The following is a 22,725-nucleotide window of genomic DNA, read 5'->3' as shown; positions in this document are numbered from 1 at the left end:
ATCGCAACCATGCGTGCAAGTCAATCCGCGAGCCTCTCGGTGCGCGGCGCTTTCGCTTTCCTGCCACTCTTTTCGTTCGCTGACGGTTGCAACGTTACCGCTATCATTCCATGACCTGCGGACCGCGAGCGGTCGCGCGCGGCGACCGGCCCGAGAGCCGAACGGATTTCAGGGGAGAGTGATATGCGCCTGCGGCCCGCACGGTTTGCGATTGATCGGCCAAACTGCATTTCGAATCGCAGCCAATCGAAGCAGCGGAGATTCGCCGGAGCCGCCCTCGCCCTGGCATTGGCGATCAATGCCGCCCCTGCCCTCGCCGAGCCCGCCCCGGCCGATGCCCCCGACGCAGCGGCAGCCGCCGCCGATGCCAGGACGCGTGCCGCCGCGCTGGTCGCGCGCATGACATTGGAGGAGAAGGCCGCTCAACTAAAACATGAGGCGCCCGGCATCCCTCGTCTCGGCATCCCCGCCTATGACTGGTGGAGCGAAGGACTGCACGGCGTTGCCCGCGCCGGCGAGGCGACGGTCTTTCCACAGGCGATCGGCCTCGCCGCCACCTTCGATGCGCCGTTGATCCACCGCACCGCGGACGCGATCGCGACCGAGTTCCGCGCCAAATATGTCGCCGAGCGCGGTGCCGACGGCAGTTCGCGCCAGTATCGCGGCCTCACCGTCTGGTCGCCCAACATCAACATCTTCCGCGATCCGCGCTGGGGGCGTGGGCAGGAGACGTTCGGCGAGGATCCCTATCTCACCGGCCGCCTCGGTGTCGCCTTTATCACCGGCCTGCAGGGCGACGATCCGCGCTATTACAAGACGGTCGCGACCGCGAAGCATTTCGCGGTGCACAGCGGCCCCGAGGCCGATCGCCACCGCGACGACATCCATCCCTCGCGCCACGACCTAGAGGATACCTATCTCCCCGCCTTCAGGGCGGCGGTGGTCGAGGGCAAGGCGGCGGCCGTGATGTGCGCCTATAACGCGATCGATGGCGTTCCCGCCTGCGCGACGCCGCTGCTCCAGTCGCGCATCCGCGGCGCCTGGGGGTTCGATGGCCATATCGTTTCGGACTGCGCGGCGATCGCCGATTTCTTCAAGCCGGAGGCGCACCGCTACAGCCGCACGCCCGAGGAAGCCGCCGCGGCTGCGCTGAAGGCGGGCACGGATCTGTTCTGCGCCGAATTCTCCGCGAACAAGGGCACCGATCCGCAGGTGGTGGTGCGCGCGGTAACGTCCGGGCTGCTGCCGGAAGCCGTGCTCGACCGGGCGATCACGCGATTGATGGAGGCGCGCATCCGCCTCGGCCTGTTCGATCCGCCAGCGCAGGTGCCCTATTTCGCGATCCCCGCGACCGACTTCGACACGCCCGAGCATGCCGCGCTAGCAATGGACGTTGCCCGCGCCTCGATGGTGCTGCTCAAGAATGACGGGCTGCTCCCCCTCAAGGCGGCGCCGCGCCGGATCGCGGTGATCGGCCCCAATGCCGACAGCGTTGACGCACTGGTCGGCAATTATAACGGCACGCCGTCGAAGCCGGTGACCGTGCTCGCAGGGCTTCGCCAGCGCTATCCCGATGCGCAAAACGACTATGTCGAGGGTACCGGGCTGACCGGCGCGCCGCTCAAGACCGTGCCCGATGCGGCATTGTGTATCGACGCCGCCTGCTCGGCGAAGGGCGTCATGGTCGAGGAGTTCGCCGGCCCCGCCCTCACCGGCAAGCCGGTGCGCAGCGGTCGTGAAACCAATATCCGCTTCACCTGGGGCCGCCCCAACCGGCAGGAGCGTGACAGCGCGATCCGCTGGACGGGCTATATCGCCCCCACCGAAACCGGCGCCTATCGCTTCAAGCTCAACAGCTTCGATGGCTATCGCATCACTATCGACGGGAGCGAGGTCGTCAATGCCTGGGATGCCGCCGATCCTTCGACGATCGCCGATGGCGAGATCGCGCTCTCCGCGGGCAAGCGCTATCGGATCGTCGTCGAGGCGCGGCAGCGCGGCGGCCGCGGCGACCAGAGCCTTGCCTGGAGCAATTTCGGCGAGCGTGAGGAAGCCGCCATCACGGCCGCCAAGGCCGCCGATCTCGTCGTTTATGTCGCGGGGCTCACCGCCAAGCTGGAGGGGGAGGAGATGCGCGTCTCCGCCCCGGGCTTCCTCGGCGGCGACCGCACCAGCCTGGATCTGCCGGCGCCGCAGCAGAAGCTGCTCGAAGCGCTCGGCGGCACCCGCAAGCCGGTGGTGCTGGTGCTGATGAACGGCAGTGCGCTCGCGGTGAACTGGGCGGACAAGCATATCCCCGCGATTGTCGAGGCCTGGTATCCCGGTGGTCCCGGCGGACGCGCCGTCGCCGATCTGATCGCCGGCGATTACAGCCCCTCGGGCCGCCTGCCGGTCACCTTCTACCGCGCCGCCGAGGATCTGCCGGGCTTCAAGGATTACAGCATGGCGGGCCGCACCTACCGCTATTTCAGCGGCAAGCCGTTGTATCCGTTCGGCCATGGCCTCAGCTACACCCGCTTCACTTATGCCAAACCGGTGCTCAGCGCGAAACGGCTCAAGCCAAGCGAGCCGCTGGAGGTCGCGGTCGACGTGACAAACGCCGGCGGTCGTGATGGTGCCGAGGTCGTGCAACTCTACGTCCATCGCGCGCTGCCCGGTGCGCCGCTGCGGGCGTTGAAGGGGTTCCAGCGCGTGCCGTTGAAGCGCGGAGAGACCCGTACGGTGCGCTTCACGCTCGATGCCGATGCCTTCGCGGTGATCGACGAACAGGGCGAACGGCGCGTGCCCGCCAGTGCCGCGGAATTGTGGATCGGCGGTGGCCAGCCTGCTGCGGTGGATGGCCGGCCGCCGGTGGCCGGCATCGCGACCACGGTGGAGATTGGCAGCTGATCAGCCCGCGGCCGGTGGCCTGACGATCAGGCTACCAGCGAAAGGCAGGCCGGCAGTGCATCGCCGTTCAGCACCAGCCGCCGCCTGCACAAGGCGACCATGCCGGGCCGGTGGCTGACCAGCAGGAGGCCCTGCTGCGTCCGCCGCAGCCGCATGTCGAGCCGGGTCGCCAGCAACGCCTCGGTCTCCGCATCCACGCCTTCGCTCGGCTCGTCGAGCAGCAGCCAGGGCGCATCGGCGCAATAGGCGCGGGCGAGCGCCAGCCGACGGCGTTCACCGCCCGACAGCCGCTCGCCATTCTCGCCGATCCAGGCGTCCAGCCCGCCGGGTAGCGCCCAGATGCGCGCGTCGAGCGCCGCGTCATGGAGCGCGGCCCACAGCGCGCTGTCGTCGGAGTCGGGCGCGGCGAGCTTCAGATTGTCGCGCACCGTGCCGGAGATCAGCATCGCATCCTGCGGCGTCCAAGCGAATTGCCGCCGCTGCGCAGTCACGTCCATCGCTGCAACGTCGACTCCACCGATCGTCGCTGTGCCGGGCGCGGTGTGGCGCAGGCCGAGCAGGGTTTCGACCAGCGTCGTCTTGCCGACGCCGGAGGGCCCGACCAGCGCCAGCCGCTCGCCCGGCTCCAACCGACAGCCGATCGGTGCACCGATGGTGATGGTAGCGGGTTGCAGCGGTTCCTGCACCCCGGCGACCTCGGTTTCGGCTGCATCGAACAGCGTGCCCAGCCGTTCCTCGGCCTCACGCAGCCGACCGCGCTCGATCATCGCGCGCATCACCGGCGCGGCGCCATCCACCGTCATCGCCGCGGCAAGCGCGGCCAGCGCCGCGATCGGTGCGCCGGCGCCGATCGACAGCAGCAGCGCAAGCGCGGCAGCGACGCCGACCGTGCCGGCGTGAAGGAGTTCGAACTGCGCGGAGAGTTTCGCCTGCGCGCGCTGCGCCGCGGCCAGCGCATCGCCGGCGGCAGCGATGCGCTCCGCCGCCCAAGCCTCGAGGCCATAGCAGCGCAGTTCGGGCGCAGCGTCGCTCAGCGTGGCGAACGTCTCGCGCAGCGCGCCCTGCGCCTGCTGCACCGCCCTGCCCTGCGCCTCCTGCCCGCGCCACAGCCGATCGGCGACGACCAGCAGTAGCACGACGCATGATACCGTCGCGGCGACCGCGGCGATGCCGCCCAGCCAGGTCAGCGCAACGCCCGATGCGAGCGCCGCAGCGGCACCCCATGGCCCCGAGCGACGGACGAAGCGCAGTTCGATCGCATCGACATCACCGATAAGCCGTGCGGTGGCATCGCCGCGGCCCAGCGCCAACGCGCTGGCGACCGGCGACGCCGCGATCGCGCGGAACAGCGCCGGGCGCAGCCGCGCGAGCGCGCCGAGCGCCGCGTTGTGGCTCGCCAGCCGCTCACCATAGCGCGCACCGGTGCGGACGATCGCGAGCAGCCGGATGCCCGCCGACGGCAGCATATAGTTGAAGGTCTGGGCCACCGCCGTGCCCGCCGCGCCTGCGACCGAAGCCGCGGTGATGAACCAGCCGGAAAGGCCAAGCAGCACCACCGATGCCGCCGCGACCAGCGCCGCGAACAACGCCGCCTGCGCCAGGCGGCGCGCTTCGCGCCGGCGTTCGGCCGCGAGCAGATCTTCAAGCTTCATCGGCCCTCTCCCAGCCGGACGACCCGATCGGCGATGGCGGCCAGCCGCTCGCTATGGGTTGCGATCAAGGTGGTGCGGGTGCGGCAGCCGCGCGCGATCGTCGCGATCATTGCCGCCTCCGCCTCGATATCGAGATGCGCCGTCGGCTCGTCGAGCAGCAGCAGCGGTGCCGGCTTGAGCAGAGCGCGCGCCAGCGCGATCCGCCGCCGCTCGCCACCCGAGAGCCCGCCGCCGCGCGCGTCGAGCAGGCTCGACAGGCCATAAGGGCGGCGCGCGAGCATCGGCCGCATTCCCGCATCCGTCACCGCCTGCCACAGCGCGTCCTGCGAGGCATCGCGGTTGCCAAGCAGCAGATTGTCGCGGATGGTGCCGGGAATGATCAGCGGATGCTGCCCCGCCCAGCCAGCGAGCGAGGCCACCGAACCTAGCGTGCCGAGCGGCACCCCGCCCACCTCGACCTCTCCCGCGCTGAGCGGCGCCAGCCCCAGCAGCACGTGAAGCAGGCTGGTCTTGCCGGAGCCGGAGGGACCAAGCAGCGCGATCGTCTCGCCTTCGGCAACCGAGAAGGAAAGATCGCTGATCGCCGCAGTGTCGTTGTCCGGATAGCGGATTGAGACGTTGCGGAAGACGAGGTCATGGGCGGTGGGCAGCGTCGTCGCCATCGGAACGGCCGGCATCGGTAGCGCCATCAGCCGGTCGGCCGCGCTCTCCGCCGCCTGCCTGTCATGATAGGCGGCAGCCAGGCGGCGCATCGGCGCATAGAATTCGGGCGCGAGCGCCAGCACGAAGAAGGCTTCGGCGAGGCTCAATGTCTCGGGTGCCGGGAAGGGCAGCAGCCCCAGCAGGCTAAACCCGCAATAGACCGCGACGAGTGCGACCGAGAGCGCCGCGAAGAATTCGAGCGCGCCGGAAGAGAGGAATGCGACGCGCAGCACGCGCATCGTGCGCTGCGCAAGTTCGTCGGCCGCCTGCCTCAGCCCCTCGGCCTCACGCGCTTCGGCGTGGAACGCCAGCACCACCGGCAGCGCGCGGATGCGATCGGCGAAGCGGCTGGAAAGCCGCGCGAGCGCCACGAATTGGCGGCGCGACTCGTCCGCCGCGGCGCCGCCGGCAAGCGCCAGCGCGACGATGAAGGGCAGCAATGTTCCGGCGAGGATCAACGCTGCGAACCAGCTCGCGCAGGCGGTGGCGGCGAGCACGATCACCGGTGCCAGCGCCGCCGCGGTCCGCGCCGGCATGAAACGCGCGACATAGCCGTCGAGCGCATCGACCTCGTCCACCACCGCGCTCGCCAGCATTCCGGTGGTCAGCGACGATCCCGGGGCGCGGTGGATCGCGCTGTCTATCACCTGCGCCCGCACGCCTTGCTTGGCGCGTTCACCGCCCCGCGCCCCGATGCGCACCGCCGCCATCGCGAATAGGCCGCGCAACACTCCCGAAAAAACGATGAGCAGCAGCCAGGGCAGCACCGCGACCAACCCGCGATCGATCGCTGCAACCGCGCCGGCGATGCCGCCTGCAAAACCGATCGCCGCCACCGTATCGAGCAGCAGCGCCGCCACCGGCTGCGCGCTGCCCTGCCGGCTAGCGTCCCGCAGCCAGCCCGCACGCTGTCGCTTAACCGCCCGCGCGTCCGGGCCCATCTGTGCCTTGATCTTCATGCGCCATCGCTCGCCCGAACCGACGGCCAACGCTTTGACCGCGATCAATGTCGCGCGGTTGGCACGCTCCTAGTCGGAAGGCCTTCAGGGCCGATTTTCAAGCCCCTCGGGGAGTATAACCATGGACGAGATGGTCACAGACCTGTCGCGCCTGCAATTCGCGCTGACAGCGCTTTATCATTTTCTATTCGTTCCGCTCACGCTCGGGCTGTCGTTCATGCTCGTCATCATGGAGTCGGTTTATGTGATGACGAACCGGCCGATCTGGCGGACGGTCACACGCTTCTGGGGCAAGATCTTCGGCATCAACTTCGTGCTGGGTGTCGCCACCGGTCTCACCATGGAGTTCCAGTTCGGCACCAACTGGTCCTATTTCTCACATTATGTTGGCGACATCTTCGGCGCGCCGCTCGCCATCGAGGGGCTGATGGCCTTCTTTCTCGAAGCGACGATGGTCGGCATCATGTTCTTCGGCTGGGATCGGCTATCCAAGCTGGGCCATCTGATCGTCACCTTCCTCGTCGCGCTGGGCACCAACCTTTCCGCGCTGTGGATCCTGATCGCCAATGGCTGGATGCAGAACCCGGTCGGTGCGGCGTTCAATCCCGACACGATGCGGATGGAAGTGACCGATTTCGGCGTGGTGCTGTTCAATCCGATCGCCCAGGCCAAGTTCGTCCACACCGTCAGCGCGGGCTATGTCATCGCCTCGGTGCTGGTGCTCGGCGTTTCCGCCTTCTGGCTGCTCAAGGATAGGTTCGTGCCGGTCGCGCGGCGCTCCTTCACCGTCGCGGCGGCGTTCGGCCTTGCTGCCTCGCTCTCCGTCGTCGTGCTGGGTGACGAGAGCGGCTATGCGCTCACCGACAACCAGAAGATGAAGCTCGCTGCAATCGAAGCGGCCTGGCACACCGAGGAGGCGCCATCCGGTCTGACGATCGTCGGCATCCCCGACCTCGCCAGCCAGACCACCCGCTACGAGGTGAAGATCCCGTGGGTCCTGGGCCTGATCGCCACCCGCAGCCTCGACGGCACCGTCTCCGGCATGTCCGAACTGGTGCTCAGGGCCGAGGAGCGCATCGCATCCGGCATCATCGCTTACGATGCGGTCGAGAAGCTGAAGGCCAACCCGACGGATCTCGCTGCCCGCGCGCAGTTCGAGGCGCACCGCGTCGACATGGGCTATGCCCTGCTGCTCAGGCGCCACGTGGCGGACCCACGCGACGCAACCCCGGGGCAGATCAAGTCGGCCGCATGGGATACGGTTCCGAACGTGCCGGTGATGTTCTGGTCGTTCCGGATCATGGCGGGTATCGGCCTGCTGATGATCGCGATGTTCGCGACCGCCTTCATCCTCTGCTCGCTGCGCCGGCACATGGATGCGCGCTGGTTCCTGAAACTCGCCGTCGCGGCGATCCCGCTGCCGTGGATCGCAACGGAACTGGGCTGGGTGGTCGCCGAGCTCGGCCGCCAGCCCTGGGCGATCGAAGGCGTGCTGCCCACCTTCCTCGCCAACAGCTCGCTCACCCGCGGCGCATTGTGGACGACGATCATCGGATTCACGGCGCTCTATGGTGCGCTTGCCGTGGTCGAGATCCGGCTGATCCTCGCCACCATCCGGCACGGACCTGACGAGGGCGAGCCCCAGCACGAGCCCGCGCCCGCGCCGCTCGCCTCCGCCATCCCCGCCACTGCCTGACAGAAGGAACGGGACCAATGTTCGATTATGAAACCTTGCGCCTGATCTGGTGGGCGCTGCTAGGCGTGCTGCTGATCGGCTTCGCGCTCACCGACGGGTTCGACCTTGGCGTCGGCGCCCTGCTCCCTTTCGTCGCAAAGAGCGATGAGGAGCGTCGCCTGACGATCAACTCGATCGCGCCCACCTGGGAGGGCAACCAGGTGTGGTTCATCCTGGGGGGCGGCGCGATCTTCGCCGCCTGGCCTTTCGTCTACGCGATCAGCTTCTCAGGCTTCTACCTCGCGATGTTCGTGGTGCTCGCAGCGCTGATATTGCGGCCGGTGGCGTTCAAGTATCGATCCAAGAAGACCGGCGCCGCATGGCGCAGCCGGTGGGATTGGGCGCTGTTCATCGGCGGTTTCGTGCCGGCGCTGGTGTTCGGCGTCGCGGTCGGCAACGTCCTGCTCGGCGCGCCGTTCCGCATCGACAGCGATCTGCGCGCCTTCTACGAGGGCAGCTTCCTCGGCCTGTTCAGCCTGTTCAGCCTGATGTGCGGCCTGCTCTCCGTGGCGATGCTGGTGCTGCACGGCGCTGCCTGGCTGTCGATCAAGGTGGAGCGCGGCCCGGTGCATGATCGCGCCCGCGCCTTCGGCAGCATCGCCGCCCTCGCCTCCATCCTGCTGTTCGGCGCCGGCTTCCTGTTCATCGCCTATGGTGACATCGGCTACCGGCTGGTCGGCCCGGTCGATCCGTTCGGCCCGTCCAACCCGCTGCGCTCTACCAGCGAGGCTGCGGCCGGCGGCTGGCTGACCAACTACGGCCTCTATCCGTGGATGGTGATCGCGCCGGCGCTGGGCTTCCTGGGTGCCATCGCTGCGTTCATCGGCATCCGTCGCGGCACCGAGCCGCTCGCGTTGGCAGGGTCTTCCATCTCCGCGCTCGGCATCATCGCCACTGTCGGCTGCTCGATGTTCCCCTACATCCTGCCCTCCAGCATCGATCCGCATTCCAGCCTGACGGTGTGGAACGCCTCCTCCACCGAGAAGACGCTGGGGATCATGCTGTTCGTGACCGCAGTGCTGCTGCCGATCGTGCTGATCTACACCGCCTGGGCGTTCAAGCTAATGTTCGGCCGCGTGACCACGCAGGACGTCCGCACCAACCCCGACTTCTACTGAGGAGCACAAGCCATGTGGTACTTTACCTGGGTACTCGGCCTCGGCCTCGCCGTTGGCTTCGGAATTCTCAACGGCATCTGGCACGAATTCCATCTGCCGCTGGAGGATGAGACCCCGGCGGGACGTTGATCCGCGATGCAAGCCGATGATTGGGCCGGTCGCGATGTGCGGCCGGCCCTAAACACAAGGATAGGCGACAAATCGCTGCAGTGCCGCTATGACGATGCCATGGCCCTGACCGACATCTGTGCCGACTGCTCGGTTCGCGACCACGCCCTGTGCGGCAGTCTCGACGATCGGGAACTCGACGCGCTCAACAGCCTCGGACAGACGCGGCGGATCGCCCGCGGCGAAACCCTGATCTGGGCCGGCGACGACAATCTGATCTGCGCCAACCTGTTGAGCGGCGTGATGAAAATGGTGGCCTCCACCAGCGATGGCCGCGAGCAGATCGTCGGCTTGCTCTATCCTGCGGACTTCGTCGGCCAGCCGTATAGCGAGGAAGCGGATTTCTCGATCACCGCGCTGACCGACGCTGAACTGTGCGTGTTCCCACGCCTTCCCTTCCAGCGCGTTCTTGAAGATCATGTCCGCATGGAACGGCTGTTGCTGCAGCGCACCCTGCAGACGCTCAACGAAGCGCGCAACCGCATGCTGACGCTCGCGCGCAAATCCGCCTCCGAACGCGTCGCCGGCTTCCTGCTCGACATGGCGGAGCGCGCCGCGGGCACCGGCTGCCGCGCGACGCCTAGCGGCCCCGCTACCTTCGATCTCTCGCTTACGCGCGGCCAGATCGCCGATGTGCTGGGCCTCACCATCGAAACCGTCAGCCGTCAGCTCACCAAGCTGAAGGATGCCGGGCTGATCCGCCTGCCGGGTGGCCGCGCGATCACAATCAGCAATCGCGATGCGCTCGAACGGCGGGCCGAGGCCGCCTGACTCTTCCCCGCCGCCCTTTCGGGGCAAGCCTCCCAAAACACGCCACTTCCGATCGCTCGCCATTCAAGCTATGTGCCCGCGCACAGAGCTCAAAAAGCCAATTCCGGGTCGCGACACTCAGTTTGCAGGAGTCGCGATGCGCAACCCTATTCTTCTCGTTCTGCTCAGCGGTGCTGCCGGAGCAGCCTTGATCACCGCTTCCGCATTCGGCCAGCAAGGCCAGACCGTCACCCCACCTAAGGCGCGCTATGCGATGGACGTGGGGACCAGTTCGGGCTTTGGTGCCGGCGGCCGCGCCCCCTCGCTCGGCGCGATCCTGGGCGGCGGCGGCGGCGGCGGATCCGTCGTCCATGAGCTTCGCCTCCGCCTGGGGTCCTCGCTGCCGCCGAGCGGCGGCGCGGCAAAGGCGGATCATTTCTTCCAGCCCGCCGCCGACCTCGGCCCCAGTGTGCCGCTGCACTGGGAACGCCAGGGCACCACGCCCGGCGAGACCGAATATCAGCGCCCTAAGGGCAAGCTGCTGATCTATTGGGGCTGCGGCGAGCGTGCCGGCCCCGGCCAGCCAGTGGTAGTCGACTTTGCCAGGATCGCGGCTGGCCAGATGCCGCCGGGTCTGTTCAGCACCAACGTACCCGTTGATCGCGGCCCCTCGGCGGCCAATTCGAAGACCTATGGCGAATGGCCAAACGTCAAGACCGCGAAGCAGGTCACTGGGCGGTCGAGCCTGATCGGCGAACACCGCGTTGCCGGCACCTACAGCCCGGAGATCAAGTTCGCCCTGACGCAGGATTACATGGCCGGCCTCTCCGCGCGGTCGGCGATCGCGCCGAGCGGTGCGGTCAACCTCACATGGAACAGCCTCCCCAACGCTACCGGCTATTATGCCTGGGCGTTTGGCGCGAAGGAGATGGGAGAGAAGGCGCCCGAGGAGATGGTTTGGTGGACCTCGTCCGCCGCCAAGGAGTTCGGCGGCGGGCTGTGGGACTGGTTGCCGCCCGAAACCGTCCGCCGCCTGATCGCCAGCAAGGTGGTGATGCCGCCGTCACAGACGAGTTGCACCGTGCCTGCCGAAGTCCGGCAGGCTGCGCCGCAATTCATGATGGGCAATCTGTTCGCCTATGGTCCGGAGGCGAACTTCGTCTACCCGCCCCGCCCCGCCAATCCGCGCACGCCGTGGAACCAGGAATGGACGGCGCGCGTGCGCTATCGCTCCAACACCAGCTTCCTTGTCGGCGGCCCTGATCTTTCGGGCCTTGGCAATGACGAGGCGGCGAACGCCGATAGCGGCAGCACCGCAGAGGCGCCGAAGAAGAAGTGCAAGAAGCGTGGGCTCGGCGGGCTGGGAGGCCTTGGCGGGCTCGGCGGCGCAATCGGCGGCGCGCTGGGCGGCAATAAGTGTGAGTGAAGTAACAGGCGCGCCTGGGCCCGGCGAACAGGGTCCGGGCGCGCGTCACATCCTCAGTCGGCAAGAACCCCGCGATACGCGGTCAGCACCTGCTCGGCATATTCCGGCCGGCAGATCAGCAGGTCGGGCAGATAGGTGTTTTCGCGATTATAGACGAGCGGGCTGCCGTCTGCCCGGCTGACGTGAAGGCCATAGGCCGCGGCAACCGCGGCGGGCGCGCAATTGTCCCACTCATATTGGCCGCCGGTGTGCAAGTAGATGTCCGCCTCGCCGCGGACCACGGCCATCGCCTTGGCGCCTGCGGAGCCCATGGCCAGCAGTTCGGCACCGATCTGCTCGGCAACCTCGATCGCCTCGCGCGCGGGCCGCGTGCGGCTGACCAGCATGCGCGGCGGCTGGTTTCCCGGCGGCAGCGGCTGCGGCCGATCGGATCGCAGCACGAGATCGAGCCCCGGCAACGCCACCGCGCCGAGCGTCGCGACACCGTCGATCGCGAGCCCGACATGAACCGCCCAATCCTCCCGCTCTTCGCCATATTCGCGAGTGCCGTCGACCGGGTCGACGATCCACACGCGCGCCCGGCCGAGCCGATCGTCATTGTCCTTCTCTTCCTCGGAGAGCAGGCCATCCTCAGGGCGCTGCGCCCGCAGGGCGTGACAGAGGAACTGGTTGGCGGTCTGGTCTCCCGCCACGCCCAGCGCCTTGCCGGGGAACAGCCCACTGTCGCGCACCGCGAGCAGGATGCGGCCGGCCGTCTCGGCGAGGTGCGCTGCGAGCTCGCCATCGGTCAGCGCAGCGCTCATGGGATCAGCCTCGCGACGATCAGGTCGGCCGCCTGTTCGGGCGTCAGGCTGGTCGTGTCGATGCGGATTTCCGGATCCTCGGGGGGCTCATAGGGGCTGTCGATGCCGGTGAAGTTCTTGAGATCGCCACGCCGTGCCTTGGCATAGAGCCCCTTCACGTCGCGCGCCTCGGCATCAGCCAGCGGCGTGTCGATGTGAATCTCGACAAACTCGCCGGGCGCCATCATCTGGCGCACCATGTCGCGCTCCGCCCGGAACGGCGAGATGAAGGCCGTGATCACGATCAGCCCGGCATCGGTCATCAGCTTGGCGACCTCACCCACGCGGCGGATATTCTCGACGCGGTCGGCATCGGTGAAGCCGAGATCCTTGTTGAGGCCGTGGCGGACATTGTCGCCGTCGAGCAGGAAGGTGTGGCGGTTCATCCGCGCCAGCTTCTTTTCGACGATGTTGGCGATCGTCGACTTGCCCGCGCCGGACAGGCCGGTGAACCACAGCACCGCCGGCTTCTGGTTCTTGATCGCCCCATGATGCTCGCGGCTGATGTCGGTCGGCTGCCAGTGCACGTTCTGCGCGCGGCGCAGCGAGAAGTGGAGCATGCCCGCGGCGACGGTGGCGTTGGTGATCTTGTCGATCAGGATGAAGCCGCCGAGGCTGCGATTGTCCGCATAGGGCTCGAACACGAGATTGCGGTCGGTCGAGAGGTTGGCGACGCCGATCGCGTTGAGCTCGAGCGTCTTCGCCGCCAGATGTTCCATCGTGTTGACGTTGACCTGATATTTGGGCGCCTGGATGCTGGCGGTCACCGTCTGCGTGCCGAGCTTCAGCCAATAGGGCCGGCCCGGCAGCATCTCCTCGTCCGCCATCCAAACGATCGTCGCCTCGAACTGGTCGGCGGCCTGCGGCGGCGCGTCGGCGGCGGCGATCACGTCGCCGCGGCTGCAGTCGATCTCGTCGGCGAAGGTCAGTGTCACCGACTGACCGGCGACGCCCTCCTCCAGATCGCCGTCGAACGCGACGACCCGGGTGACGGTGCTCGTCTTGCCCGAAGGCAGCACGCGCACCGCATCGCCCGGCTTGACCGTGCCCGACCCGATCAGCCCGGAAAAGCCGCGGAAGTCGAGATTGGGGCGGTTCACCCATTGCACCGGCATACGGAACGGCCGCGCCTGATCGGAAACCTGATCGAGCTCGACCGTCTCGAGATGCTCCATCAGCGCCGGGCCTGTATACCAGGGCGTGTTGGGCGAGAGCGCTGTGATATTGTCGCCCTTGAAGCCCGAGATCGGCATCGGCACGAAGCTCTCGATACCGATCGAGTCCGCGAAGGCGCGGTAATCGGCGACGATCGCGTCGAACACGGCCTGATCATAGCCGACCAGATCCATCTTGTTCACCGCGAGCACGATGTTGCGGATGCCGATCAGGTGCGCGAGGTAGGAATGGCGCCGCGTCTGCGTCAGCACGCCCTTGCGCGCATCGATCAGGATCACCGCGAGATCGGCGGTCGAGGCGCCGGTCACCATGTTGCGGGTGTACTGCTCATGCCCCGGCGTGTCGGCGACGATGAACTTACGCTTCTCGGTCGAGAAGAAGCGATAGGCGACGTCGATGGTGATACCCTGCTCGCGCTCGGCGGCGAGGCCATCGACGAGCAGCGCGAAGTCGATCTCCTGCCCCTGCGTGCCGACGCGCTTCGAATCCGCCTCCAGCGCTGCGAGCTGATCCTCGAAGATCATCTTGCTGTCGTAGAGCAGCCGCCCGATCAGGGTCGACTTGCCGTCGTCCACCGAACCGCAGGTGATGAAGCGCAGCAGCGTCTTGTGCTGGTGCAATTCCAGATAGGCATCGATGTCTTCGGCGATCAGGGCATCGACCTGGTAGGCGCTTTCCTGTTCCAAGGTATCGCTCATCAGAAATACCCCTCCTGCTTCTTCTTCTCCATGCCGGCACCGCCGGCATCCTTGTCGATCGCGCGGCCCTGCCGTTCGGATGTGGTCGTCAGCAGCATTTCCTGGATCACTTCAGACAGGTTTGCCGCCTCGCTCTCCACCGCGCCGGTCAGCGGGTAGCAGCCGAGCGTGCGGAAGCGGATCGAGCGCTCGACGGGCACCTCGCCCGGCTTCAGTGGGAAGCGATCGTCATCGACCATCAGCAGCATGCCGTCCCGCTCCACGGTCGGGCGCTTGGCCGCGAAATAGAGCGGCACGATCGGCACCTCGTTGAGCTGGATGTATTGCCAGATATCCAGCTCGGTCCAGTTCGAGATCGGGAAGACGCGGATCGACTCGCCCTTCGCCTTCCTCGCATTGTAGAGGTTCCACAGCTCGGGCCGCTGGTTCTTCGGATCCCAGCGGTGATTGGCCGAGCGGAAACTGAACACGCGCTCCTTGGCGCGACTCTTCTCCTCGTCGCGCCGCGCGCCGCCGAACGCCGCGTCGAAGCCGTAAAGGTCCAGCGCCTGCTTCAGCCCCTCCGTCTTCCACATGTCGGTGTGGAGCGCGCCATGATCGAACGGGTTGATCCCGCGCGCCTGCGCTTCGGGGTTCTGATAGACGAGCAATTCCATGCCGCTTTCGCGCGCCATCCGGTCGCGCAGCTCATACATCGCCTGGAACTTCCACGTCGTATCGACATGGAGCAGCGGAAATGGCGGCGGCGACGGGTAGAAGGCCTTGCGCGCAAGGTGAAGCATCACGGCGGAATCCTTGCCCACCGAATAGAGCATCACCGGCTTTTCGCATTCGGCGACCACTTCCCGCAAGATGTGGATCGATTCCGCCTCGAGCCGTTCGAGGTGGGTCAATGTCTTGGTAGCCAGCATTGAGGCATATCCGTTGTTCTTGGCGCTCGTCGCCCCTCCTAGCGACGTGACTATTTCATGAACCTCCCATATGGGAGGTATATGGCGCTGTCCCGCACCGACGAGAATGAACTGCTCACTTCGCTGCACGAAGGCATGCATGAGCAGCCGCGCTGGCAGACCTTCCTGTCGCGTCTGCGGGCCCGTACCCGCGCCGACTATTCATCGCTGATCTTTCGCCAGGGAGATGCGCCGGTGCATCGCGCGACGCAGCTTTTCGCCGGGCGTGACGTCCGCGCGGAGGCAGAGCGATTGGCCGAACTCGCTGCACTCGATCCCATCCGCTACGATCGGCTCCGGCCTGGTCGCGTCTATTCGCCCGAGGAAATGATCGACCCCGCCGACATGCGCCACGATCGCTTCCGCCGCGAATATATGGAGCGGATCGGGGTGCGCTATGGCCGCTTCATGCGCGTGACCGAGCCCGGTGGATCGAGCCTGTGGGTGGTGATCTCCCGCCAGAAGGAGGATTTCGGCGCGGCGGACGCGGCGCTCATCGGGTCGCTCGCCCCCCATCTCGGCATCGCGCTGCGCAACTTCCTCGCGCTGGAGCAGGCGCGCTTTCGTAGCAATGTGGCAGAGGATGCGCTGCGCCGCGCCGGGATTGGCTGGCGCGCGCTCGATGGCGAGGGGCGGGTGCTGGCGGGCTCGGGCAGCGAAAGCATCGGCCGGCGGCTGACCGCGGGCTCGGTCGATGCCGACCGCGCGGTCACCCGCGCCGCCCACGCCTTTGCCGAGCATCCCGACCATGCGCCCGAGGCGATCGACCTCGATACCGACGATGGCGCGCGGATCGTCGCGGTTCCCGTTCCGGAACAGCCACTCGCGGCGCTCGCCCTCCCCGCACTCGTCGCATTGTCGCGCAGCCAGCCACCGACCGGGCCACACCACGCCCCGCTTCTGGCCAAGCTGCACGGGCTGGCGGTCGGCGAGGCACGGCTGGCGCTGCTGCTGGCGGATGGGCACAGCCTTGCGGAGGCTGCACCAATGCTTGGCCTCACGATAGAGACCGCACGCAATTATTCGAAGCTGCTCTACGCCAAGACCGGCACGCGCGGTCAGGCGGATCTGGTGCGGCTGGTGCTGACCAGCGTGGCGGTGCTGGGCTAGGTCAAAGGTCGCGCACAGCCGCCATTGGCCCGCCCGGCTTCGTCAATGCGTTGCCGACCGCCGCCAGCCCCGCCTCGCCAAGATGGCGTCCGTCGATCAGCACCGACCCCGGCACGAGGCCGGCACTGATGTCGGCGCGATCGCTATCGGTGCCGTTCGCCAAACCTTGCAGGACCGGCAATGCATCGAAGACGTGGATCTGGCCATATTCGGAGACGAGGGCATCACGCAGCGCCGCCATATCCTTGCAGACCTGTTCAGCGTTGGGCTGCTCGCGCGTCACCACGGATGGAACCAGCAGCCAGTTCTTGCTGGGCGCCTTGAAGCGGACGATCTCGTCTACCACGCCCAACTCCATGTCGATCGAACCCAGTTTACGGCCGACCGCGGCACCATCCCAGATCAGCAGGGGGTTGGCGCGCAATGCGGTCGCAGCCAGGATGCGATCACCGATCTGGCGGAAGCTGGCACCACTGACGGCGCCGTTCTCGACCGTCTCGCCCAGCGCTTCCTCGATGAAATAGCCAAGGAACAGCCGCTTGCCGCGACGGGCGACATAGGAATCACCCTCCAGATGCCAGGCCGGCTTCGCGGCGGCCTGCGGCGCTTGCGTGGTGAGGAGGTTTGCCGCTGCCTTGCTGGCATCATCGCTATCGCTGCCACAGGCTGGAAGCGCCAAAGCGGCGGGCAGCAGCAATCCGTTCCCCAGCAATGCGCGGCGCGTCAACATCATGACCTCCCCGGAAGCGTCTCGCCCGACAGGTTCCTGCAGAACAGGCGCGCAGACAAGAGCCGCCGTGCCCCATGTCGCGGCCGGCGGGGCAGAGGCCGCGACCGGCGGAGAGACTTGTCGCCAGCCCCCTTGCGACTTTGGCGCAGGCGCACGAACCCCATTTTGCGATCCATGAGCCGGCACGAGCACGCTCGACATCGCCCCTGCCCGGCGGGCAGCCGCCGTCAATTGGCCGTCGCACGATCAAAAGCACCGCGCCGCGGGCCCTACCCGCCACCCACGCGGAAAAATGGCGGCACCTAGCAGCGGTTCATGACGGTTTCTTGGCACATGCGGGTCGCATCGCCGTCAATTTCTTATTCGCCGGGGCTCAAGACCCCATGCCGTTCGCAGAACAGATTTGATGCAAGCGGTGACCAGCAAAATCAGACCGCAGCCGGAGAGGGCAAAGCAACAAGATTCCGGGGGGTCTTCCATGGCAAGACAGATTCATAAGAGCTGGTGCGTACTGGCTGCGGGCGTGTCGCTGCTCGCGTTCACCGCGGGAGCCGCCCGGGCAGAGGAGGCAGCTCCGGCACCAGAACCCGCAGCGGCACCCGCAGAGCCTGGCGAACTCGCGGAGATCGTCGTCACCGCCGAGCGGCGCGACGTCAACCTGCAGCAGGCGCCGCTTTCGGTCACCGCGATTACCGCGGATGCGCTGAAGGCCGCCAACATCACCGACATCACCGGCCTCAACGGCAGCGTGCCCGGCCTCGTCGTCGCGCGCAGCGGCGGCGGCGAGCGGATCATCTCGATCCGCGGCATCGGTTCGGAAACGCCGGAGAACACCAACACCCAGCCGGGCGTCTCCTACCATGTCGACGGCGCCTATATCTTCAACTCGATCGCGGCGAGCGCGGCGTTCATCGACGTGGCTCAAGTCGAGGTTCTGCGCGGCCCGCAGGGCACCTTGTTCGGCCAGGGTTCGACCGGCGGCACGATCAACGTCGTGTCGATCGCGCCCTCGCCCGACGAGCTGACCGGCAAGGCCAATATCGGCGCCGGCAATCATGGCTGGTTCGAGGGCGATGCCGCGATCAACGTGCCGATCGGGGAGACCTTGGCGGTGCGCGGTGCGATCCAGTACATGAAGCATGACGGCTATGCCTATGCGACAGGCGTGCCCGGCTTCGAGAAATATGAACTGGACGATGCCGACGAACTCGGCTGGCGCGTGGGCGCGATCTGGCAGCCGACCAGCGACTTCTCGATCACGCTCAACACCATCCAGTATGACAGCGACACGCACGGTCCCGCGCAGAAGAACATTCTCGATCCGGAGCCCGATCCGCGCATCCTGACGCAGGATTATACCGGCCGCTCGGTGGTGGAGACCGAACTCTACACCGCCACGCTGAAGTGGAACCTGCCTTTCGCGGTGTTCAAGGCGATCACCAGCTACCAGAAGCTGCACAGCGAGCAGGCCTGGGACGGCGACGGCCTGACCGCCGACCTGTTCTACGACCTGACCTACAGCCCGATCAGCTTCACCGGCAACCGCTACGACCACGTCGCGCTGTGGCAGACCGATACCAAGAGCTGGACACAGGAGATCAACTTCTCCTCCTCAGGCAACGGACCGTTCCAGTGGGTCGCCGGCGGCGTCTATCTGCAATCGACCAACGACCAGTATATCGTCGAGTATCGCGCCAACGACGCCAACATTCTGCGGCCGCCGCTGCCGATCGACACGCCCTACAACAGCCCGGAAATCTCGACGCTGACCTTCGCCGAACTCTCGCAGATCAAGCGTGAACTGTGGGCGGTGTTCGGGCAGGCGACCTATGATTTCACCGACCAGCTTAAGCTGACCGCAGGCGTCCGCTACAATCATGACAGCGCCAAGGGGCTCTATTCGAGCGCATCGGGTGGATCGACCGACGCGACCTCGGGCAATTACCTGCAGCCGGCGCCGACCAGCCCGCGCTCGGCTGATGAATGGACCGGCAAGCTGGCGCTGGACTATCAGTTCACGCCGCAGAACATGGTCTATGCAAGCTATACCCGCGGCTTCAAGCCGGGCGGCATCAACAGTTCCGCCTCGTCGGGCAACAGCGCCTATTACATCTTCGGTTGGACCGACGCGATCCAGCCGAACTACAAGGCGGAGACGGTCGACTCGTTCGAAATCGGCACCAAGAACCGCTTCCTCGGCAACAGCGTGCAGTTGAACGGATCAGCCTTCCTCTACAATTACAAGAACATGCAGTTCCTCGAAGAGGATCCGGTGCTGTTCGGTGAAGGCATTTCCAACGCACCCAAGGCCCGCGTCTACGGCGTCGAGGTCGAAGGATCGTGGCTCGCTACGCAGCAGTTGCGCTTCGATACATCGCTTTCCTGGCTGGAAGGCAAGTTCACCTCGGACTATTTCGCGCTCGATCCGAGTGATGCCAGCGCCGCGCAGATCGCCGCGGGCTATCCCGACTATCTGTTCTGGACAAACTTCTACGCCGCCTCGGTGGCCCGCGATGGCGCCCGCCGCAACATCAACGGTAATCGCGTGCCCAAGCTGCCGCGCTGGCAGGGCAATATCGCGGCGACCTATACCGCCGACGTCGGCCCCGGCCTGGTCACCGCCCGCGCGCAATATATCTACCGCGGCAAATATCAGTACCGCCTGTTCAACGACTCCGGCATCGACACCACGCCCTCCTACAGCCAGGTCAACGTGATGCTCCGTTATGAACTCGAGGATCCGGGCGTGAACTTCACCTTCCGCGCCACCAACCTGTTCAACAAGGATGGCGTGAACTCGCGCTTCTCCGATCCCTATGGCAGCGCGCAGGTGATGGAGACCTTCATCCCGCCCCGGCAGTTGATCTTTTCGGTCGGCTATAAGTTCTAACCTGACGGTGGGCCCGCGAGACCGGCCCAGGCACAGCGCCGGGGCCGGTCTTTTCTGTGCGCAGATCAATCGAAGGTGTAGCGCGCGCCGAACGCGAAGGTACGCGAGAGCAAGGTGGTGCCGAGGTTGAACTGATCGGGACCGCCGACATCCTCGAACTTGTAATAGGTCTGCTGCGTCGAACGCGTGAGGTTCACCGCGTCGAAGGTCAGCCCCAGCCGTTCGGTCAGATTATAGGTGAGCTGCAGGTCGAGGCTCTTTTCGGGGTTGCGCCACACGCCGATCGGGTTGGCGAACAGACGCGCCTCGTTGTTGGCGAGGAACTCCTTGCGCCACACATAGGAAAGGCGCGCGCCGATCGGGCCATGATCATAGGCCAGCGTGACGTTGTAGGAGAGATCGGACACGCCGAAAAACGCCGAACTCGTCTCACCGGTGATGTTGCCGTTGCTGTCGACCAGCGGAATGTTCTGCTTGGAATCGAGCACGGTTAGGCTGCCCTGCACGCCGAGGCCGTCGAGGAACTTCGGTAGATAATGCGGGAAATAGGTGACGCCCACCTCGACGCCCTTGAGCACCCCGTTGGACGCGTTCTCGGGCCGGGTAACGAGGAACTTGTTGGTGTTGAGCCCGGTATTGTCCACCGTCCTGAGCGCGGTGATCGGCACGACAAGCCCGTCGATCTCGCGGCGGAAGCCGGTGACCGTGATCGCGCTGTCGCGATCGAAATACCATTCGACCGCCACGTCGAAATTCTTCGAGGTCGTCGGCGCCAATCCCGGGTTGCCGCTGGAACCGCTGCCATAACCGACGTTGGTGAGATCACCGGTGAGCGTGTAGTTCGGATTGAGATCGGGGAAGTTGGGCCGCCGCAGCGTCTCGCCATAGTTGAAACGCAGACGCAGCTTGTCGGTCAGTTCGTAGCGCAAGGTGACGCTGGGCAGGAAGCGGCTGGTGCCGGTAGAGGCGCGCGTCGAGAGCAGCGGGCTCGAATAGCGATCGGTGAAGGTGAAATCGGTATCGACCGCGACGTAGCGGATGCCGCCCTGCACATGGAAGGGCCGGCCGAAGATCGGCACCTCGCCATCGACCATCAGATAGGCGGCGGTGGTGATCTCGTTGATGTCGAACACGTCGATCAGCGAGAGATCGCTCGAAAGCTTGATATGGCCGTAGCGCGGATCGTTGCGATAGAGCTGCCGGATCGTATCGGCATTGGCGTGGAGATAATAGCCGTTGGCGAGCACCCATGAGGTCGGCACGTCGGCGCGGCCTTCGTAGAAATCGCTGTTGGTGAAATAGGCCTCCTCGCCGAGCGCGGTTAGCGGTACGCCGAGGCCGCCGGCATCCTGCGCCCGCACCGAATCCCGCGCCTTGCGATCGTCGTAGCGGAAGCCCGCGCTGACCCGGCGCAGGAAGCCCTCATCCCATTCATATTGGCCGTTGAGCTGCAAGGTCAGCGCGCTGCCCTTCGACCGGTTGGCATTGTCGTAAAGCTCACCGACGGTCCACTGCGCCGGGTTGGTGAGCAGCGCATCATCGTTGAAATGATAGGAAGGGATACCGCCGCCGGCATTGAAATCCACGTCGATCGCCTGCGCGACGCGCGTCGTGCGCAATGCCAGGAATGTCGTGGCGTTCTTGCTGTCCTGATAGGCGACGTCGGCGACGATCTTGCCGCTCTCGCCGATGTCCCACTTGCCGTTCAGCGCGTAGAGATAATTGTCGGTGCGGCTGGTGCCGTAGTCGCCGCTGTTGAACCCGAACACGTCGCCCACGCGGCGCGACTTGATCAGGTTGGTGCCATCGTAAAGTTCAAATGTGGAGCCGGGATTGGGGCCAAGCGCCTGCCACCAGTCGACGAAGCTGAACATCAGGCTGTTGAAGGTGTTGCCGCGGAAGCCGTTGTAGAAGAATTCCGCTGTATAGACGGAGCTGCTGTTGGGTGCCCATTGCAGCGCGGCGTTGATCGCCGGCCGCTCGCGCTTGCCGTAGAGGTCCGAACTGAACACCGCGTCGCGCGCGAGATAATAGGGCGTCTCGACGCCATTGATCGTCAAGGTCGATCCCGGCGCGGTCGGCAGGCCGCGCTCTAGGCCCGGCTGCCAGTTGATATTATCCGGCCCCGGGAAGATGCGTTCGAGCGGAGTCAGCCCCGAACCCGCCGGTGGCGCCTCGGTGGCGAACGGCACCAGCGCGCCTGCAGTCACCGTCATGTCCCGATATTTGGTGCGGCTGTAGCTGCCGTTGATCAGGATACCGATGTCGCCGATGCCGGTTTCCCAGCGGTTGGACAGCAGCACGCTGACGTTCGGATTATAGGTATCGGCCTGCTCGTTGTAGATGCCGCGTGCCACGCCCGAGATTGCGAAACCGTCGAAATCGAACGGGCGCCGCGTCGAGACGTCGATCTGGCCGGCGATGCCGGTTTCGATCTGGTTGGCCGACCGCGTCTTGTAGACATCCACCTGCCGCACGAGGTTCGCCGCGATATCCTGCAGCGCGAAGGCCTGGCCCGACGCGGTGAAGATGTTGCGACCATTCATCGTCGTCAGCGCATCGGGCAGGCCGCGGATCGAGATCGCCGCCGCCTCGCCGCCCGTACGGTTTGTCACCTGGATGCCGGTGACGCGTTGGAGCGCCTCGATGACATTGTTGTCCGGCAATTTACCGACGTCCTCGGACACGATGGAGTCGACGATCTGGACGGATTCGCGGCGCACGTTGAGCGCGCCGATGATCGACGCGCGCACGCCAGTGACAACGATATCTTGGGCCTGTGCGTCGCCAGGCTGTGCTGCGTCAGCATCTTGGACATCCGCCTGGGCGTGGGCCGCGCCGGCGGCTGCAAGCGCTACCATCGAGGCAGACGCAATCATGGCGATTTTCGAGATCATCGCTTCCTCCCCTTTCCCGCATGCACGTGCGCT

At 66.1% G+C, this 22,725-nt stretch carries 15 protein-coding genes; 8 read left to right on the top strand and 7 right to left on the bottom strand.

Annotation, left to right across the window (positions count from 1 at the left end; all coding sequences use genetic code 11):
* Positions 1-288 precede the first annotated feature (288 nt).
* Positions 289-2,889: a glycoside hydrolase family 3 C-terminal domain-containing protein gene (locus FHS96_RS05615; protein WP_429588500.1), complete on the top strand. Its 2,601-nt coding sequence runs from the start codon at positions 289-291 to the stop codon at positions 2,887-2,889.
* 26 nt (positions 2,890-2,915) lie between these two features.
* On the opposite strand, the gene FHS96_RS05610 is transcribed toward FHS96_RS05615, so the two are convergent.
* A complete protein-coding gene (locus FHS96_RS05610) occupies positions 2,916-4,541 on the bottom strand; it encodes an amino acid ABC transporter ATP-binding/permease protein (RefSeq protein WP_429588499.1) in 1,626 nt (541 codons plus the stop codon).
* Entirely contained in the window at positions 4,538-6,202 is a 1,665-nt protein-coding gene (gene cydD / locus FHS96_RS05605) for a thiol reductant ABC exporter subunit CydD (protein ID WP_429588498.1), read from the bottom strand. The genes FHS96_RS05610 and cydD overlap by 4 nt, the downstream gene beginning before the upstream one ends.
* Positions 6,203-6,323: 121 nt before the next feature.
* Between cydD and FHS96_RS05600 the strand changes: the two genes are divergently transcribed.
* The 5 genes from FHS96_RS05600 (at position 6,324) to FHS96_RS05580 (ending at position 11,399) form a co-directional block, all read left to right on the top strand.
* Positions 6,324-7,898 carry a cytochrome ubiquinol oxidase subunit I gene (locus FHS96_RS05600; RefSeq protein ID WP_429588497.1) on the top strand — a complete coding sequence of 525 codons (1,575 nt, stop codon included), beginning with the start codon at positions 6,324-6,326 and terminating at the stop codon, positions 7,896-7,898.
* Between the two features lie 17 nt (positions 7,899-7,915).
* Entirely contained in the window at positions 7,916-9,055 is a 1,140-nt protein-coding gene (gene cydB / locus FHS96_RS05595) for a cytochrome d ubiquinol oxidase subunit II (RefSeq protein ID WP_429588496.1), read from the top strand.
* Positions 9,056-9,067: 12 nt separating this feature from the next.
* Positions 9,068-9,184, top strand: coding sequence for a cytochrome bd-I oxidase subunit CydX (gene cydX, locus FHS96_RS05590; RefSeq protein WP_429588495.1), 117 nt, complete (start codon positions 9,068-9,070; stop codon positions 9,182-9,184).
* A gap of 99 nt (positions 9,185-9,283) precedes the next feature.
* The gene (locus tag FHS96_RS05585; RefSeq protein WP_429588494.1) at positions 9,284-9,994 is read left to right on the top strand and encodes a Crp/Fnr family transcriptional regulator; all 711 of its coding nucleotides are present in this window, start codon (positions 9,284-9,286) and stop codon (positions 9,992-9,994) included.
* Positions 9,995-10,130: 136 nt separating this feature from the next.
* Entirely contained in the window at positions 10,131-11,399 is a 1,269-nt protein-coding gene (locus FHS96_RS05580) for a hypothetical protein (RefSeq protein WP_429588493.1), read from the top strand.
* A 53-nt stretch (positions 11,400-11,452) separates the two neighbouring features.
* Here the strand turns inward: FHS96_RS05580 and FHS96_RS05575 are convergent, their stop codons facing one another.
* The 3 genes from FHS96_RS05575 to cysD are packed head-to-tail and all read right to left on the bottom strand — an operon-like array spanning position 11,453 to position 15,167.
* Positions 11,453-12,202, bottom strand: coding sequence for a 3'(2'),5'-bisphosphate nucleotidase CysQ (locus FHS96_RS05575; RefSeq protein WP_429588492.1), 750 nt, complete (start codon positions 12,200-12,202; stop codon positions 11,453-11,455).
* On the bottom strand, positions 12,199-14,115 hold the full coding sequence (gene cysN / locus FHS96_RS05570) for a sulfate adenylyltransferase subunit CysN (RefSeq protein ID WP_429588491.1): 1,917 nt from the start codon (positions 14,113-14,115) through the stop codon (positions 12,199-12,201). Before cysN ends, FHS96_RS05575 begins: the two co-directional genes overlap by 4 nt.
* Positions 14,115-15,167, bottom strand: a complete 1,053-nt coding sequence (cysD, locus tag FHS96_RS05565) for a sulfate adenylyltransferase subunit CysD (RefSeq protein WP_429588490.1) — start codon at positions 15,165-15,167, stop codon at positions 14,115-14,117. The genes cysN and cysD overlap by 1 nt, the downstream gene beginning before the upstream one ends.
* Between cysD and FHS96_RS05560 the strand changes: the two genes are divergently transcribed.
* Positions 15,108-16,175, top strand: coding sequence for a helix-turn-helix transcriptional regulator (locus tag FHS96_RS05560; RefSeq protein WP_429588489.1), 1,068 nt, complete (start codon positions 15,108-15,110; stop codon positions 16,173-16,175). The two genes, cysD and FHS96_RS05560, sit on opposite strands and share 60 nt — an antisense overlap.
* A gap of 1 nt (position 16,176) precedes the next feature.
* Here the strand turns inward: FHS96_RS05560 and FHS96_RS05555 are convergent, their stop codons facing one another.
* Positions 16,177-16,905: a hypothetical protein gene (locus FHS96_RS05555; RefSeq protein ID WP_429588488.1), complete on the bottom strand. Its 729-nt coding sequence runs from the start codon at positions 16,903-16,905 to the stop codon at positions 16,177-16,179.
* A gap of 478 nt (positions 16,906-17,383) precedes the next feature.
* On the opposite strand from FHS96_RS05555, the gene FHS96_RS05550 reads away from it, so the two are divergent.
* Complete coding sequence (locus tag FHS96_RS05550) at positions 17,384-19,795, top strand: TonB-dependent receptor (protein WP_429588487.1); 2,412 nt, start codon at positions 17,384-17,386, stop codon at positions 19,793-19,795.
* A 65-nt stretch (positions 19,796-19,860) separates the two neighbouring features.
* On the opposite strand, the gene FHS96_RS05545 is transcribed toward FHS96_RS05550, so the two are convergent.
* Positions 19,861-22,692, bottom strand: a complete 2,832-nt coding sequence (locus FHS96_RS05545; protein ID WP_429588486.1) for a TonB-dependent receptor — start codon at positions 22,690-22,692, stop codon at positions 19,861-19,863.
* Positions 22,693-22,725 lie beyond the last annotated feature (33 nt).

The sequence above is a fragment of the Sphingomonas zeicaulis genome, assembly GCF_050433225.1.
GTDB lineage: Bacteria > Pseudomonadota > Alphaproteobacteria > Sphingomonadales > Sphingomonadaceae > Sphingomonas_D > Sphingomonas_D zeicaulis.
The sequence above is the reverse complement of the archived record's forward strand: the minus strand, read 5'-3'. Positions and strand labels throughout refer to the sequence as shown.